The organism is Saccharothrix espanaensis DSM 44229, assembly GCF_000328705.1.
Lineage (GTDB): Bacteria > Actinomycetota > Actinomycetes > Mycobacteriales > Pseudonocardiaceae > Actinosynnema > Actinosynnema espanaense.
This window is the reverse complement of the sequence record NC_019673.1, coordinates 2,659,929-2,676,414: the sequence shown is the minus strand read 5'-3', so window position 1 is coordinate 2,676,414 and position 16,486 is coordinate 2,659,929. Positions and strand designations below refer to the sequence as shown.

Annotated in this window: 13 protein-coding genes; 2 read left to right on the top strand and 11 right to left on the bottom strand. The window is 69.9% G+C overall.

Going from position 1 to position 16,486, the window contains the following annotated elements:
* Positions 1-130: 130 nt before the first annotated feature.
* The 6 genes from BN6_RS12285 to BN6_RS12260 form a co-directional block, all read right to left on the bottom strand.
* Positions 131-4,957 (bottom strand): DUF4082 domain-containing protein, encoded by a 4,827-nt coding sequence (locus tag BN6_RS12285; RefSeq protein ID WP_015099955.1) that lies wholly within the window; start codon positions 4,955-4,957, stop codon positions 131-133.
* Between the two features lie 254 nt (positions 4,958-5,211).
* Entirely contained in the window at positions 5,212-6,327 is a 1,116-nt protein-coding gene (locus BN6_RS12280) for a DegT/DnrJ/EryC1/StrS family aminotransferase (protein ID WP_015099954.1), read from the bottom strand.
* Positions 6,324-7,325 (bottom strand): NAD-dependent epimerase/dehydratase family protein, encoded by a 1,002-nt coding sequence (locus BN6_RS12275; RefSeq protein ID WP_015099953.1) that lies wholly within the window; start codon positions 7,323-7,325, stop codon positions 6,324-6,326. Before BN6_RS12275 ends, BN6_RS12280 begins: the two co-directional genes overlap by 4 nt.
* Positions 7,322-7,924: a dTDP-4-dehydrorhamnose 3,5-epimerase gene (gene rfbC / locus BN6_RS12270; RefSeq protein ID WP_015099952.1), complete on the bottom strand. Its 603-nt coding sequence runs from the start codon at positions 7,922-7,924 to the stop codon at positions 7,322-7,324. Before rfbC ends, BN6_RS12275 begins: the two co-directional genes overlap by 4 nt.
* Complete coding sequence (locus BN6_RS12265; protein ID WP_041312648.1) at positions 7,921-8,982, bottom strand: Gfo/Idh/MocA family protein; 1,062 nt, start codon at positions 8,980-8,982, stop codon at positions 7,921-7,923. Before BN6_RS12265 ends, rfbC begins: the two co-directional genes overlap by 4 nt.
* Before the next feature lie 133 nt (positions 8,983-9,115).
* Complete coding sequence (locus BN6_RS12260) at positions 9,116-10,672, bottom strand: sugar transferase (RefSeq protein WP_084672637.1); 1,557 nt, start codon at positions 10,670-10,672, stop codon at positions 9,116-9,118.
* A gap of 576 nt (positions 10,673-11,248) precedes the next feature.
* On the opposite strand from BN6_RS12260, the gene BN6_RS12255 reads away from it, so the two are divergent.
* On the top strand, positions 11,249-11,788 hold the full coding sequence (locus BN6_RS12255) for a hypothetical protein (protein ID WP_015099949.1): 540 nt from the start codon (positions 11,249-11,251) through the stop codon (positions 11,786-11,788).
* A gap of 89 nt (positions 11,789-11,877) precedes the next feature.
* Here BN6_RS12255 and BN6_RS12250 read toward each other — a convergent pair whose 3' ends face one another.
* Complete coding sequence (locus BN6_RS12250; protein ID WP_015099948.1) at positions 11,878-12,099, bottom strand: RNA-binding S4 domain-containing protein; 222 nt, start codon at positions 12,097-12,099, stop codon at positions 11,878-11,880.
* 317 nt (positions 12,100-12,416) lie between these two features.
* Between BN6_RS12250 and BN6_RS46605 the strand changes: the two genes are divergently transcribed.
* Complete coding sequence (locus BN6_RS46605) at positions 12,417-12,800, top strand: DUF742 domain-containing protein (RefSeq protein WP_041312646.1); 384 nt, start codon at positions 12,417-12,419, stop codon at positions 12,798-12,800.
* 71 nt (positions 12,801-12,871) lie between these two features.
* Here BN6_RS46605 and mug read toward each other — a convergent pair whose 3' ends face one another.
* The 4 genes from mug to BN6_RS41825 are packed head-to-tail and all read right to left on the bottom strand — an operon-like array spanning position 12,872 to position 16,389.
* Positions 12,872-13,387, bottom strand: coding sequence for a G/U mismatch-specific DNA glycosylase (mug, locus tag BN6_RS12240; protein ID WP_015099946.1), 516 nt, complete (start codon positions 13,385-13,387; stop codon positions 12,872-12,874).
* On the bottom strand, positions 13,384-15,105 hold the full coding sequence (locus BN6_RS12235) for a bifunctional metallophosphatase/5'-nucleotidase (protein ID WP_015099945.1): 1,722 nt from the start codon (positions 15,103-15,105) through the stop codon (positions 13,384-13,386). The genes mug and BN6_RS12235 overlap by 4 nt, the downstream gene beginning before the upstream one ends.
* Positions 15,106-15,115: 10 nt before the next feature.
* Positions 15,116-15,790 carry a copper resistance CopC family protein gene (locus BN6_RS41830; RefSeq protein WP_015099943.1) on the bottom strand — a complete coding sequence of 225 codons (675 nt, stop codon included), beginning with the start codon at positions 15,788-15,790 and terminating at the stop codon, positions 15,116-15,118.
* Between the two features lie 20 nt (positions 15,791-15,810).
* Positions 15,811-16,389, bottom strand: a complete 579-nt coding sequence (locus tag BN6_RS41825) for a hypothetical protein (protein ID WP_051075532.1) — start codon at positions 16,387-16,389, stop codon at positions 15,811-15,813.
* Between the last annotated feature and the right edge of the window lie 97 nt (positions 16,390-16,486).

Sequence of the window (16,486 nt, the reverse complement as noted above, 5' to 3'; positions counted from 1 at the left end):
CGACAACCCAAACCCCAAAATCAACAACCAGAACCCGAACCCAACCACCCAGAACCAGAACCCAAGACCCAGTGCGATCCCGGGCCCGCAACGCGGACCGGCCGGGTCCAGTGTGGACCCGGCCGGCGTCTCAGCTGGTCGTGAAGACCACGTCGACCCAGTAGTGGTTGCCCTGATAACTGTTCGTCGGGAAGCCGGTCCCGACCTGGTACACGCCGTTCGGAGCGCCCTCTGCCGTGGCCGGCGAGGTGAGCGGCGGCGACGTCGCGCTGTAGCCCGCGAAGTAGCCGTGGTTCACCGCGTAGTGGCCGTTGGGCACGGTGTAGGAGGCCACGTAGGTCGTGCCCGCCGTCACCGCCAGCGGCGTGCCGAAGGTCAGCGTCTGCCAGCCGGTCGCCGTCTCACCGGTGAACGTTCCGGTCTTCAGGGACACGCCGTCCGCCGACCACACCGTGCCGGTGTGGGTTCCGGTGTTGCCGGCGCCCTTGTAGAACTTCACCCCGGTGATGAACCCGTTCGCCGACGAGGTGAACCGCACGCCCATCTCGTACGCGCCGCCGTCGTCCGCCGACTGGACCGTCGGCACCGTCGCCCCGCTGAACAGCGAGCACGGGCACGTCTGGCTGCCCGATGCGGTGAACGACCAGGTCAGCGCCGTGGCCATGATGTTGCCGCCGGTGTCGGCCGCCCGCACGCTCGCGGTGTACTTCGTGGTCGCCGCCAACGGCTTGGCGGGCGTCCACAGCACCGTCTGCTGGTCCGCGGACCTGGTCAGCGTGCCGTCGAGCTTCGCGCCGCCGGGGTCGCTGACCGAGAACTGCGTGTTGGTCAGGTCGATCGGCTCGTCGAAGCTCGCCGTCACCTGGGTGGTCAGCGGCACGTCGACCGCGTCGGTCAGCGGGGTGTGGCCGGAGCTGACCGGCGCCGTGGTGTCGGCGTTCGGCGTGTAGACGACGTCCACCCAGTAGTTGTTGCCCTGGTGGGACGTGGTCGGGAACCCGCCGCCGGTCTGGAACACGCCGTTCGGGTTGCCCTCGCCGGTCTGCGGCGCGGTCAGCGGCGGCGCGTTGATCCCGGTCGCCTGGAAGTAGCCCTGGTCGATCGCGTAGTGGCCGTTGGGCGCGAAGTACGACGCCGTGTAGACCAGCCCCGGTGCGACCGTGACCGGCGACGGGAACGTCAGCGTCTGCCACCCGGCAGCCGTCTCACCGGTGAACGTGCCGGTCGCCAGGCGGACGCCGGCCGAGGACCACAGCGACCCGGTGTGCGTGCCGGTGTTGCCCTCGCCCTTGTAGAACTTCACGCCGGTGATCTGGCCGCTCTGCGTCGGGCTGAACCGCACGCCCAGCTCGTACGAGCCGCTGTCGTCGGCCGACGTCGTCGTCGGCACGGTCGCCGAGCTGAACAGCGAGCACGGGCAGGTCGCCGACGTGGACGTGCTGAACGACCAGGTCGCCGTCGACGCCATCGCGTTGCCGTTCGCGTCCGCCAGCAGCACGCTCGCGGTGTACCGGGTGTTGGGCTTGAGCGCCCCGCCCGGCGTCCACGTCACGGTCTTCTGGTCGCCGGAGAGCGCCACCGTGCCGGTGAGCTTCGCGCCACCCGGGTCGGTCAGCCAGATCTGCGTCGACGCCGGGTCCATCGCCTCGGAGAACACCAGCGACAGCGAGGAGTTCAGCCCGACGTTGGTGGCGTCGGTCCCCGGCGTGCGGGTGGTGAGGGTCGGCGGCGTGGAGTCGCCGTTGAGCCCGTTCTTGTAGATCACGTCGACCCAGTAGTTCGCCCCGTTGTACGAGGACGTCGGGAACCCGCCGCCCGCGCCGTAGCGGTACAGGCCGTTCGGGCCGTCCGCGCCGTTGGACAACGCGCGCAACGCGCCGTAGCTCGCGCTCTGCCCGTTGAAGTAGCCCGGCGTCACGGAGTAGTGCCCGTTGGGCGCGTAGTACGAGACCACGTAGGTCGTGTTCGCCTGGACCACGACCGGCGAGGCGAACGTCAGGGTCTGCCACCCCGACGCCGTTTCACCGGAGAACGTGCCGGTGGCCAGCAGCAGGCCGCTCGCCGACCACAGGGAACCCTTGTGGGTGCCGGTGTTGCCCTCGCCCTTGTAGAACCGGACGCCCAGCACCTCGCCCTTGCCGTTGAAGCGGACCTTGGTGCCCACCTCGACCGCCGTGGCATCATCCGCGCTCGGCGTGGCCGGCTGCGCGAAGTCGTCCCAGATCGTGCACGGGCACGTCGCCGGCCGGTTGGCACCGGTCTTGAACCCGAAGTTGTGCAGCGCGGTCTGGTTGCCCGCCGCGTCGCGCACCCGCACGCCCGCCGTGTACGACGTGCCGGGGGTGAGCGCCGCGTTCGGCGTGAACTGGGCGGTCTTGCCGTTACCGGTCACCGACGTGGTGCCGGCGACGGCGACGCCGCCCGGACCGGTCAGCGTGAACTGCAACGAGCTCGGGTTGATCGCCTCGTCGTAGGTCGCGCTGAGCGTCGGGGTGAGCCCGATGCTGGTGGCGTTGGCCAACGGGGTGGTGCTCGTCAGTTCCGGCGCGCGGGTGTCGGGACCGGGGTCCTGCGCCCACACCACGTCGACCCAGTAGTTGCTGTCCTGCGAGTACCGGTCGGGGAAGCCCGCGCCGGAGCGGAACACGCCGTTGAAGCCGTCCACACCGGTCTGCAGGCCGGTCAGCGGCTCCAAGTACTTGGAACTGCGGCTGAAGTACTCGTTGTCCACCGAGAAGTGCCCGGTCGGCGACAGGTACGACACGATGTAGGTCGTGTTGGCGTTGACCGCCACCGGGACCGGGAACAGCAGCGTCTGCCAGCCGCTCGCCGTCTCGTTGACGAACGTGCCGGTCGCCAGCTGCTGGCCGCCGACCGTCCACAACGTGCCGGTGTGCGTGCCGGTGTTGTTGGGGCCCTTGTAGAACTTGACGCCGCGGACGTAGCCGTTGGTGTTGGCCCGCCACTTCACGCCGAGCTCCAGCGCGGAGGCGTCGAGGATGTCCGGCGTCTTCGGCGTCTCGTTGGCCGCGAAGATGCCGCACGGGCACACCCGTGCCGCCACCGCGGGCGTCGCCGCCACGGGCGTGGAGAGGTTCAGCGAGTCGTCCACCGCACGGACCCGGAGCTGCGCCGGGCCGGACGACGGCGGGGTGTAGGTGTAGCTCCAGCCCGTCTGGCCCGCCTGCCACACCGCCGGGTGCCAGCGGACGCCGCCGTCGGTGGACACCTCGACGCCGGTCACCTGACCGTTCCAGTCGACGACCGTGCCGTTGAACGTGTACGGCTGGCCGACGGCCGAGACCGCCGGGACGTTGTTGTAGCTCACCGACGGCGCAGTGGTGTCCGAGCTGGCGCTCGTCTGCACCAGGCCGGGCATCAGGGTGGTGGCCTGGACGCCCATGTCGGCCAGGAAGTTGACCGTGGCCTGCTGCATCCGGATGTCGGAGGTCGGCGTGTTGGTGAGGAACGCGTGCTCGTCGTCCAAGCCCCACGCCCACTGCACCGTGCCCGCGCCGAACACCAGCGCACCGGACGAGTGCTTGTAGTAGGTGAGCGCGTGGGTCTTGGTGTCCGGCGTGTAGTAGTCGCCGTGGTTCTGGAGCACGTACGGGCCGTCCAGCATGGCGACCGTGGTCCGGGAGAACTGGCCGACGCCCGCGGGCTGGTAGCCGTTGTCCTCCACGGTGTTCCACTCGTAACCGAGCGTGCCGGGCTGGAACGTGTACGTGGTGCCGGCGGCCATGCTCTGCAACGACGTGTTGCGCCACAGCCGCATCTTGCCGTAGGCGGCCGGGACCTGGAGCGAGTCGTCCCGTCGGCCGTTGACGGTGAAGATGTTGCCCAGCAGGGAGTTCTCGGGTCGGCCGCCGTCCTGCGGCGGGCTCATCCGCGGGTCGCGCCAGGTGCCCGTCCAGGTGCTGCTGTCACCGTCGTTCTGGGTGCCCTTGGTCTCCTTGTAGCAGGAGACCGTGCGCCAGTCCGTCTGGGAGGAGTCGATGCTCTTCTCCCACTTGGTCTTCCAGAAGATCTCGTTGCCGGTCAGGAACGCGAGGTGCACGCCGGCGTCACGGGCCGCCTCGACGTTCGCGCGCTGCTCGTTGGACCAGTACTCGTCGTGGCCGACGGCCATGAACACCTTGTGGTTCTTGATCAGGTGGCCGCGGCGGGCGCTGTCCACGTCCGTCGTGTAGCTGACGTCGTAGCCGTTGCGCTCCATGAAGCGCAGCATCGGGTACTCGGCGTTGAAGATGAAGTTCTCGTCGCCGTCACCGCCGGTGTACGGGCGGTTGTAGCTCACCTTGTACGCCTGGCCGCCCTGGCCGGGGCCGTCGCCGAAGTACAGCGAGTTGCCGCCGTAGCGGTTGTAGGCCACCCAGGTCGAGTCGGAGGTCTGGAAGAAGACCTTCGAGGTGCTGGAGTCGTCGCGGATGACGAACGCGATCTCGTTCCGGAGACCGTTGTCGCCGCGCGTCACGCGGGCGTAGTAGATGCCCGAGACGGCGTTGGCCGGCACGTTCCAGGTCAGCGACACGGCCCAGTTGCCGCAGTCGATGAGGGCGCTCGGGGTGTCGCGCAGGCACGGCGGCTGGTTCTGCGGTGTGTTGCGCGAGATCGTGTCGACCTGGCGCGCGCCGACGCCGTTGTACCAACCGAGCCGGAAGATGTCGATCGTGTACGAGGAGGCGTTGGTCAGCATCTTGAACGCGACCTGGCCGCCGGGAGTGGAGCTGATGTCCGTGGTGTAGCCCAGGATGGAGTCGTCGCGAGACGGCACCTGCCAGTCCGGGGTGCCCGGTTTGGTGTTCTCGCAGAGCACCTTGTTGACGACGGGCGCGTCACACGGGGCGGCGTTCGCGACCGTGGCGGTCGTCAGAAGGACCAGGGGCGTGACACAACCGGTCACCATCAGTGCTGCACAAAGGGCCCTAACAAGACGTCTTGCCGGCGACGCCATAGACCAGTCAACTCCTCGAACGCACTCCGTAGCGCGGCAGTCACTACTCCCCGTAGTGCAACCTTATTGCTCCAAACGTCGCCTGAACCTGTCAAGCTGTTACCCCGGTGGAGATCTCATTTGGATGACAATGCCGAACCCGGGGTCCGCAGTCACTGGACGTGACATTCGGCTGCCACCACAGGACATGGCGAGACCCGGTGGCCGGGCCCTGCCCCCGGCCACCGGGTTCTTGCCGACGCCGGCCGCTCCCGCTAGGCGGTGGCGGCGTTCAGCGCATCGACGACCTCGTCCTGCTCCTCGTCGGTCAGGCCCACGAAGTGCGGCAGGAGGATGTGGTCCGCCGCCACCCTTTCCGTCACCGACAGCGACGGCGTCGCGTCGCCCGCGTGGTACACGGGCTCCAGGTGGCACGCCGTGATGCGCCGGGTGGCGACACCGCGCTGTGCCATCGCGTTCATGACGTCGATCCGGGCGTGGTCGGTCAACCGCACCAGGTACGACTGGTACACGTGCCCGAACCCGGCCGGCTCGTGCGGCAGGACCAGGGACGCGTTGCCCGCCAGCAGCTCGTCGTAGCGGGCCGCCAGGGAGCGGCGGGTCTTCACGACGTGGTCCAGCTTGCCCAGCTGCACCACGCCCACCGCGGCCTGGATGTCGGTCATCTTGTAGTTGAAGCCGACCTCGTCGTAGCTCTCCGAGATCACCGCGGTCGACGTGTGCCGGGTGAGCGTGGAGATCGAGGCCGCGTGCGCGCGCAGCGCCTTCAGCTTCGCCGCCACCTCGGAGTCGTCCGTGGTGACCACGCCGCCCTCACCCGTGGTGAGGATCTTGCGCGCGTCGAAGGAGAACACGGTGATGTCGCTGATCGTGCCCAGCCGGACACCGTCGATGGTCGCGCCGTACGCGGGCGCGGCGTCCTCCACCAGGTGCAGGCCGTGCTTGCGCGCGATCTCCTTGAGCGCGTGCAGGTCGGCGGGCAGGCCGATCTGCGACGCGGGCATGATCGCCTTGGTGCGCGGCGTGATCAGCTGCTCCACGTGCGCCGGGTCGATGTTGTAGGTGCGCTCGTCGATCTCGGCGAACACCGGCGTGGCACCGGTGTAGCGGATGGAGTTCGGCGTCGCGATGAAGGTGAACGACGGGCAGATCACCTCGTCGCCCGGACCGATGCCCAGCGCGGCCAGCGCGAGGTGCAGGCCGGTGGTCGCGGAGTTCACCGCCACCGCGTGCTTGGCGCCGACCTGCTCGGCCACCAATTCTTCGAACTTCGCCGCGCGCGGGCCGACCGACAGCCACCCGGACAGCACCGCCTCGGCGGCGGCGTCGGCCTCTTCCTGGCCGACGTAGAGGCGGGTGATCGGGATCATGCCTTGGCTCCCTGCAGGTTCAGGTTCGGGTTGCCGGCCGCGGTCTCGACGCGCCACCACTCGACGAGGTTCTTCAGACCGTCGTGGAGCGACACCGTGGATTCGAAGCCGAGCTTGGTGCGGGCGGACTCGGTGCTCGCGAGCCGGCGCGGCACGGCGTTGACCTTGCGCTCCGGGCCGTGCTCGGGCTTGAGGTCGGTACGGCCCATGACCTCCAGCAGCGCGTCGGCGAGCTGGGCCAGGCTGGTCTCGGTGCCGGAGGCGACGTTGAACACCTCGTCGGACACGTCGCTCTTGGCCGCCAGCACGTTCGCGCGGGCGATGTCGGAGATGTAGACGAAGTCCATCGTCTGGCTGCCGTCGCCCAGGATCAGCGGCGGGGTGCCGGCCGCGATGCGCTCCATCCAGCGCACCAGGACCTCGGTGTACACGCCGAACACGTCCATGCGCGGGCCGTAGACGTTGAAGTACCGCAGGGCCACGTAGTCCAGCCCGTACATCTCGTTGAAGCTGCGCAGCAGGCCCTCGTTGTAGACCTTCGCCGCGCCGTAGAGCGTGCGGTTGGCGTAGGCGTGGTGGCTCTCCTCGGTGGGGAACACCTCCGCCAAGCCGTAGATCGACGCGGACGACGCCGCGACGACCTTGGTCACCTTCGCCTCGACGGCGGCCTCCAGCACGTTGAACGTGCCGGTCGCCAGCACGTCGTGCGCCAGACGGGGCTCCTCCGCGCACTGCGTGATGCGGATGGCGGCCTGGTGGAACACCAGGTCCACGCCGTCCATCGTGGACTTCACCAGGTCCACGTCGCGCAGGTCGCCCTCGACGAACCGCACCGCGCCGGCGGCGAGCGGGCCGGCCAGGTTCTCCATCCGGCCGCGCACCAGGTTGTCCAGCACGACGATCTCGGCGACGCCCTCGTCGAGCAGCTGGTCGGCGATAGTCGAGCCGATCAGGCCCGCACCGCCGGTGATCAGGACACGTGCGTCACGCAGGTTCACGCTGATTCTCCGTAGTGGAACGCCGGGTTCGCCAGGTAGGTCGCCAGGCTGGGGTTGGCGCTGTCCTTCGCCGACAGCGTCGGGTTCTCGACGGGCCACCGCACGCCCACGTCCGGGTCGTTCCACGCCAGCAGGCCCTCGGCCGCCGGGTTGTGGAAGCCGGTCGTCTTGTACTGCACCTCGGCGATCTCGGAGAGCACCGCGAAGCCGTGCGCGAACTCCGGGCCCATCAGCAGCTGGGTGCGGTTGGCGGCGGACAGCTCGATGCCGAACCACTGCCCGAAGGTCGGCGAGCCGACCCTGATGTCCACCACCACGTCGTAGATCGCGCCGACCGTGCAGCGGACCAGGCGGTGCTGCGGGGCCAGGCCGTTCTGGAAGTGGAACCCGCGCAACACACCCGCCGACGAGCGGGAGTGGTTGTCCTGCACGAAGTCCAGGTGCAGGCCGTGCTGTTCCCAGCGCCGCTTGCTGTAGGACTCGAAGAAGAACCCGCGCTCGTCCTCGAACCACTCCGGCTGGACGACGAACACGCCTTCGATCCCGGTCGGCGTGACCGTCATGTCCATGCCCTGCTTCGGGGCCGCTACCCCAGTCATGCAACCGCCTCTTCCCAGTTGGCCGGACGAACGTCCCGCACCGTGACAAACTCCCCGCCGGCCGCCAGGCTGGCCGACGCCGCCTCCAGGATGGCCAGCACCCGCAGGCCCGACCACCCGTCGGTGAGCGGCGCGCGCTTCTCCGTGATCGAGGCGGCGAACTCCGCCATGACACCGCGCAGCGCTTCGCGCTCGGGCAGCGCGGGGGCGACCGTGTCCCCACGGCGGTAGGACACGATCGCCTGCGTGCGCGCCTCGTCACCCTCGATGACGTCCGCGCCCCGGTCGTGCACCGAGACGCGCTGCACGACGTTCAGGTCGTCCCAGACGATGGTGCGGCGCGAGCCGCCCACGATCATGGTCCGGATCTTGGTCGGCGACAGCCAGTTCACGTGCACGTGGGCCTGCACGCCGTCGGAGAGCACCAGCGTGAGGTGGCCGACGCACGCGCGGCCCGCGCCGATCGGGTCGGAGCCGTGCGCGGAGACCCGCGTGACGCTCACGCCGTCGGGCAGGATCGCGTCGAAGATCGACAGGTCGTGCGGCGCGAGGTCCCAGAAGACGTCCACGTCGGGCTGGACCAGGCCGAGGTTGACCCGCACCGAGTCGAGGTACTGCACGGTGCCGATCTCACCACCGCGCACGAGCTCCCGCAGGTGCTGCACGACCGGCGTGTAGACGAAGGTGTGGTCGAGCATCAGCGTCAGACCGCGGTTCTCCGCCTCCCGCACCAGCTCCAGACCCTCCGCGTAGCCGGCCGCGAGCGGCTTCTCCACCAGCACGTGCTTGCCGGCGCGCAGCGCGGCCATCGCCACCGGCAGGTGGGTGGCGGCCGGGGTGGCGATGGCCACCGCGTCCACGGCCGGGTCGGCGAGCACGTCGTCCAGCGAGCCGGAGACCCGCACGGTCGAGTAGTCGCCGAGCACGCGGCGGGCCCGCTCGGTGTCCAGGTCGCACAGGTACCGCAGCTTGAGGCCGGGGGTGGCCTGGGCGTTGCGCACCAGGTTGGGGCCCCAGTACCCGGCGCCGATGACGGCGATGCCGATCGGCTGGTCCATCTCGCTCCTCAGATCAGTGGGTGTCACGGTGGGGTCGGCCGACGGGCCGGTGCGGGGGTCGGTGCGCTGGTTCGGGCGCTGGTCGGTGCGCTGGTCCGGGTGCGGGGCGGGCGGTGGGTTCGCAGCAGCCATGTCAGTAAGCGCCCTGTCCGCCGAAGACGGCGCGGAAGGTCTTCCAGATGATCAGCGCGTCCAGCGCGAGCGACCAGTCCTCGACGTAGCGCAGGTCCAGCCGGACGGATTCCTCCCACGACAGGTCGCTGCGGCCCGAGACCTGCCACAGGCCGGTGAGGCCGGGCTTGACCATCAGCCGGCGGCGCACGTCGGGGGCGTACTTCGCGGTCTCCTCGGGCAGCGGCGGGCGGGGTCCGACCAGCGACATCGACCCGGCCAGCACGTTGAGCAGCTGCGGCAGCTCGTCCATCGAGTAGCGGCGCAGCACGCGGCCGACCGCGGTGACGCGGGGGTCGCGCTTCATCTTGAACAGCACGCCCGCGCCCTCGTTGACCGACTCCAGCTTGGCGCGCAGCGCGTCGGCGTTGGTGACCATGGTGCGGAACTTGACGATCGTGAACAGCTTGCCGCCCTTGCCGACGCGGCGCTGCTTGTAGAGCACCGGTCCCCTGGTGTCGACCATGATCGCCACGGCGACCGCGAGCAGCACCGGCGAGAGCAGGCCGATCAGCAGGAACGAGCCGACCTTGTCCACCATCGCCTTGATCACCCGGCGGAACCCGGTGAACGACGGCTCGGTGACCCGCAGCAGCGGCATCCCCAGCACACCGGTGACGTGCAGGCGCGGGCCGGCGAAGTCCATCAGGGCGGGCGCGACGACCATCTCGGTGCCGGTGCCCTCCAGGTTCCACGCGAGCTGCTGGAGCCGGCGCGGCGTCCAGTAGGCGTCCGGGGTGACCGCGACGATCCGGTAGCCGCCCCGGCGGACCTGCTCGGCGAGGTCGCCGAACCGGCCGACCACCGGGATGCCCTCCAGCTCGACGCCGATCTCCGCGCGTCCGTCCACAGTGCACACCGCGTCGACCCGCCAGCCCAGGTGCGGCGCGCGGCGGGTGCGCGAGATCAGGTCCTTGACGGTGTCCACGTTGCCCGCGGCGAGCACCGGCAGCAGGCACTTGCCCTCACCGCGTGCGCGGTGCAGCGGCCGGCGCAGCGCGTAGCGGACCGGGAACGCCACGAGGGCGATCGCCGGGCCCACCACGAACACCCACAGGCGTGCGCCGGGCATGCCGGCGGCCAGCGCGCCCAGCCCCAGCGCGACGACCGAGCCGAACAGCCCCCGGCCCAGGCGGCGGAACTCCTCCGCGCCCTGGCCGAGCACCATCGTGTTCCAGACCCGGTTGAGGTAGAGGGACGCGACGACGATCGCGACCGTGACCGCTTCGAGCGCGAGCAGGGGCAGCGGGCCGAACGTCAGGTGGTTGGCGGACAGCACCGCACCGGCGAGCACCACGACGAGGACGGTGCAGACGATGTCGGCGGCGATCACGCCGTACCGGTAGGCGGGCTCCCACGTGCTGACCGTGGGATGGGTGGTGCGGTTGGTGGCCGTCGAGTTGATCGCCGCCAAGTTGGGCACCGTCAAGTCGGCGGCCGGCAAGTTGGGCACCGTCAAGTTGGTCGTGCTCACCCCCGCGACCGGTCTGCGTCGCGTGGGGTGGACCTGCTCGCTCATCGCTGTGCTCCCCCGGTTGGGCCGGTTCGGACGTGCAACATCGCAGGGCATCCCCGACGGACCCGCGTGTGGTGTGGTGGCAAATGTGCGGTCGGCGTTTTTACTCGCCTGCACAAACCGTCATTCGTCAGGCCAGGCCGGCGCGTTACACACACAGTGAACAGCTTCCTCGAAGGAGATTCGCAGCGCCACGCGACCGTGCACACACGAGGACCGGCGCGTGACGTGCGGTTACCAAACAAGTGTCCCGAAAAAGCCCAGGAAGTGACAGGTGGAGGGCGTCCACAGTGCCGGTGGGGCCGGCCGGGCACGAGCGGGGTGATCCATCGATCCTGGGACGCCTTCCGTTACACCTGCCTTTCGACCGGCGTCGAACCGTGCGCGGAGAGTCCACAAAGGGTCCAATGGCCCTAAGGTTCCGACTAGTCGGGTGGCACCCCGCTATCACCCATTCACAGACCGGCAGCGACTATTCGGCGCAACGGTCCGGGCACTTCTGGTGACCGGCGGCGGGAATGCCCGACCCGGCCGGGGCATCAAGAGTGACCCAGTTCACTTCGGGTGCACAATGGGCCCGTGTACGTGACGCTGGCAGTCGGCGGCCTGCTCGGTGCGCTCCACGGCGGGTGGGCCTGGCGCACCCGGCTGTACCCCCGCTCGCCGCGCGGGTGGTGGCTCGGGGTGATCGACTTCACGTGGAGCCTGCCCAACACCGCGCTGGGAGTGCTGTTCCTGCTGTACGCGCTGGGGCGCGGGAACGCGGTGGACCGGGCCTTCACCCGGCACAGCGGCACCATCGGGCTGCGGGACGGGGTGATCAAGGGGTTCGCCACGACCGTGGGGCCGGTGCAGGCCGGGGTGTCGCCCGGGATCGACCGGCACGAGGCGGTGCACGTGTTCCAGGCACGCCTGCTCGGACCGTTCTACCTGCCGTTGGTGCTGCTCAACTGGGTGGTGGCGACGGTGCTGCCCTACTGGCTGCTCTACCACGACCGGGAGCGCGCGCCGATCGACGGCGTGGCGGCGTACTTCCAGCGCGGGGTGTACCCGCACTGCTGGCACGAGGAGTGGGCGTACCGGGTGCAGGGCGCGCCGCCTTCCGGACCTGCTCGATGACGTACAGGTGTGCGGGTGTGCGGAAGGTTCGGGGTTGCTTCGGGGGCTGAAGGTCGCTGAAGAGGTGGATCTTCGGAAAGTGCGCGGCTCTAGTGGTTGGCGACCAAACGGGCTTTTTCCTCGCCGACCGCGATCACGTCACCGTGGTGCAGCTGCGCTCCCCGGCGGGACTCCGGCCGGCCGTTGACGGTGACGTCGCCCTCCTCGACCAGCTCGCGCGCGTGCGCGCCGTTCTCCGCCAGGCCGGCCAGCTTGAGGAACTGGCCGAGCCGGATCATGTCGTCGGCGATCTCCACCTCGCGGATGCGCATCTCGTCATCATCCCGCAACACCGTCCGTGCGGCCGCAGGTGCACTCCGTAGCGGGGATTGCGGGTGGTCACAACCGGTTGGGGCCGGCGGCGTCGCGGCGGACTCTGGACGAAGGTCTGGAGGACCTGCCGGACGCGGCTGAAGTGCGGGATGCTGGGTCCGTGCGGTTTGAGGAGCGCGGGTCTGCCGGGTCGAGGTCGAACGCGGGTTCGCGAGGGGACGCTGGTTCAAGGTCGAGCGCGGGGTCGCGGGAGGGGGCGCGTGGGGATGGGCGTTTCCTGGAGGAGACTGCGCCGTTCAGCGGGCACTTCGAGGACGTGACCCCGGTGCAGGACGAGGACCCGGCCGCGGAGAAGGAGTGGAACGGTCCCCTGGTCCGGCCCTACGCGTGGACCGGCGGGCGGACCTCCTCCAGCTACGACCTGCGGTTGGAGACCCTGGTCTCGTTGGAGGAGAACGGCGTCGCGATCGCCATGCGCAGCACCGGGCCCGAACAGCGGTCCATCGTGGAGCTGTGCGCCTACCCGAGATCGGTGGCGGAGGTGTCCGCGTTGCTGGCGCTGCCGCTGGGCGTGGTGCGGGTCCTGCTCGGCGACCTGATCTCGTTAGGGATCGTCGCCATGCACGACAACGCGGCCGAGGCGGGCGGGCCGGACATGCTGCTGCTGGAGCGGGTGCTGCAAGGGCTCCGCAAGCTGTAGGCGCGGATGCTGCGGGCGCGGGTGCTGCGGGGCGCGGGTGATGGAGGCGAGGAAGCCGGCGCGGGTTCCGGTCAGCCGGCCGACTGGTGGCGGGAGACGGCGAGCCGCAGGTCGCGGAAGACGTCGGCCAGGTCGGGCAGTTGGTAGTGGGCGTTGAGACCGCTGGGGTTGGGCAGCAGCCAGAGCCGCGAACCGGCGATCGGCTCGGGTTGGGGACCCACCTGCGCGGTGCGCCTGGCGAAGGCGGTGCGGTAGGCGGTGATGCCCACGACCGCGACGAACCTGGGGCGTTGGGCTTCGGCCAGTTCGGTGAGGGTGACCGCGCCGGCGGTCAGTTCGGCGCTGGTCAGCTCGTCGGCCTTCGCGGTGGCGCGGGCCACCAGGTTGGTGATGCCCAGGCCGTGGTCCAGGAGTTCGTCCTGCTCGGCCGGGGTGAGCCGGCGCGGGGTGAAACCGGACAGGTGCAGGGCGGGCCAGAACCGGTTCCCGGGGCGGGCGAAGTGCTGCCCCTTCGCCTCGGACAGCAGTCCCGGGTTGATGCCGCAGAACAGGACGTCGAGGTCCGGCGCGATCACGTCGGGGATCATCGGATGACCACCGGGGTGCCGTCGACCACCAGTCGCCAGCCCGAGGTCCCGAACGCCGCGGGATCCAGGCCGCCGGCGGCACCCACCCAGTCGATCAGCAGGCGGCGGATCTCCTGGTGCCGGCTGTGCAGCACGGGAGCGGTCGGGACGTGCGGGAAGTTGCCGCCGCCGGACTGGCGGTAGCTGTTCACGGCCACGGCGAATCGGTCCTCCGGTCGGATCGGGGCGTGCGCGTGGTGCAGGTTCGTGACGCGGTCGCCCGCGGGTCTGGCCAGGTCGATGTCGTAGGTGAGCGGGGCCGTGTGGCCGGCCGCGACGTCGTAGAGGGAGTCGGGGGTGTCGTCGGCGTTGGTCAGGTCGTCGGGGTGGTGCGGTCCGGGCGTGGTCTGCGGGCGGAAGTAGGTGGCGGACCGTTCGAGGTAGTCCTTGAGCTGCGAGCCGGTCAGTTCCACGCCCACCAGGGTGTTCTCGAACGGGTAGAGCGCGGCCACGTCGCGGATCGACACGTCGCCGGCGGGGATGGTGGCGTTTCTGGTGAAGGGGCACGTGATGGAGAGGACGGGGAGGGGGTGGGTGGTGGGGAGGGGTGCGGTGGTGGGGAAGGGTGCGGCGGCGGGGAGGGAGAGGGAAAGGGCGAGGGTTGTTGCTTGTACGTGGTTGACGAAGTCGAGGGCGTTGTTGCGCTGGTAGCGGGCGGAGTGGACGGACATCGCGGTGCGGCAGGTGCCGATCCGGGAGTTCGTGTAGGTCACCACGCGGTCGTGCGCCGTGCGGAGGAGGGCGGTGATGGCGGGGTCCTCCGGCACGGTGTTGGTGTGGCGGACGTGGGCGCGGGACTCGGTGAGCTGCCAACCGTCCGGCGTGTCCGCCAGGTCGAACTCCATGACGCTCAACCGCTTGCCCCAGTACAGGGGTTCGGTGAGCAGCACCTTCCGGCCGGTCGCGCGGTTGACGACGTGCCGCTGCGGGATCTCCACGTGGGCGTGCCCCACCAGGACGGCGTCGATGCCCGCGACCTCCTCCGCCAGCAGGGCGGCGCAGTTCTCCGGGAACGGCAGCAGGTCACCGAGCGAGGAGGAGAGGCCGGCGCCCGAATGCGCGGCGACGATCACCAGGTCGGATTGCCGGGCCAGTGCCGGAACGTCGATCCTCGCCTGCTCGACCACGCCGGGGAACGTCAGGTGGCCGTCGACCCGGGTCTTGTCCCAGACGGCGACGCCGGGGTTCGTCAGACCGAGGATGCCCACGCGCAGCGGAGTCGAACCCGTGTGGACGGAGACCGTGGTGTGCGGGAGGAAGGCCGGGGCGCCGGTCGTGGTGAGCGCGTTCGCGGCCAGCAGGGGGAAGTCGAGCTGCCGCTCGAAGGCGCGCAGGTGGGGGATGCCGTAGTTGAACTCGTGGTTGCCGACGGCCGCAGCGGTGTAGCCGATGGCGTTCATCGCCACGGCCATGGGGTGTGGCAGGGCCGGTTCGACCGCCGCGTAGTAGTGGCCCAGCGGTGTGCCCTGGATCGTGTCGCCGGCGTCGATGAGCAGCGCGTGCGGCGCGGTCCGGCGCAACTCGCGGACCAGGGTGGCGATCTTGGCCAGACCGACGTCGTCGTGGGCCGGGTCGTCGTACTCGCGGTCGGCGTAGTAGTCCCAGTTGAAGACGTTGGCGTGCAGGTCGGTGGTGCCCAGCACGGTGAGGGTGAAGCCCGAACCGGGCCCTGGGGTCATGGGGGTGACCCTATTCGGACGGCTGCTCGGGGGTCTCGTCGTCGCGACCCTGTTGCTCCTTGCGGTCCTTGAGGCGCAGGGCGACCGCGACGCCCAGCGCGACCAGGATCAGGGCTCCGACGATCCACGGCCAGATGAGGGCGCCGGACTCGGGCTGCTGCGGGGTGGCTGCGGTGGCGGGTTCGGTGATGGGTTCGGTGGAGCTGGTGGGTGCGGCGGTGGTCGGTGCACCGGTGGTGGAAGTAGAGGTGGTGGAGGAAGGGGTGGTTGAGGGCGAGGTGGGCGAGGGAGGGGCGGAGGTCGAGGGGGTGGTGGGTTGAGAAGAGGGCAGGGTGAAGGTGGTCTTGCCGTTGACGTAGTCGCCGTCCAAGGCGACTACCTGCCAACTCAGCGTGTACTGGCCGGGAGGAGTGGTCTGCGGGGTGACCTGGGCGGTCAAGGTGGGGCCGGTCGCGGCGATCTCGCCGGTCGGCCACTGGGAGCCGTCGGGGACGGTGATGGTGATGGTGGCGCTCTCGGCGGGCACCGGCTCGCTGAACGTCAGCGTCAGCTTCGTGGGCGGCTGGGACAGGGTTGCCCCGTCGACCGGGTTGCTGCTGAGCAGTTCGGTGTGGGCGAACGCGGTGGGGGTCGCCGTGAGCACGGCGAACGTGGCCAGGAGTGCCGAGAGCGCCAATCGCTTCATAGCGGACAGTTGTACCGGGTTCAGCGGGTGGGCGGCTGCTCCGGCTCGCTGCCGGGGTTGCTGTTGGGGTTGCCGCGGGGGTCGCTGTTGGGGTTGCTGTTGGGGTTGCCGGGGGGCTGTTGGCGGTTGCCGCGCTGGCCGCGGGCGTTGCCGTTCATGATGGTGGTGGCGGTGCCGTCGGACGAGATCAGCGTGACGGTGTTGCCCTTGGCCAGGCCAGAGGTGCCCTTGGTGCCGTTGACGGTGGTGTTGTCGTCGATCTTGTAGGTCTGGGTGTAGCCGTCGGTGCTCTTGACCGTGATGGACGAGTCGCTCAGCTCGGTGACCTCGCCGTTCTGGAACTCGCCGTGCGCGGTGTCACCGAAGGGGCCCGAGCCCATGATCATCATGCCGGGTCCGCCGTAGCCCCGCGGGCCGCCCATCCCCTGCTGAGCCGCTTGGGTGGTGCTGGCGGCGTAGATGACGCCACCGCCGGCCGCCGCGATGCCCACGGCGATCGCCGCCGCGATCACGATCTTCCGACCGGACCAGCTCGGGCCGGGAGTGGCCTGCGGTGGAGGTTCCTCACCCCAGGTCGGGTTCTCGGTTTCGGTAGTCATGCGACCAACGTGGCCGGGGAGTCTGTGCGTGGGCTGTGTGGCTGTTGGGGCGTGCCTGTGTGGGGTGGACGGCGGCGCAGCCCGGCCCTGCGCTGCA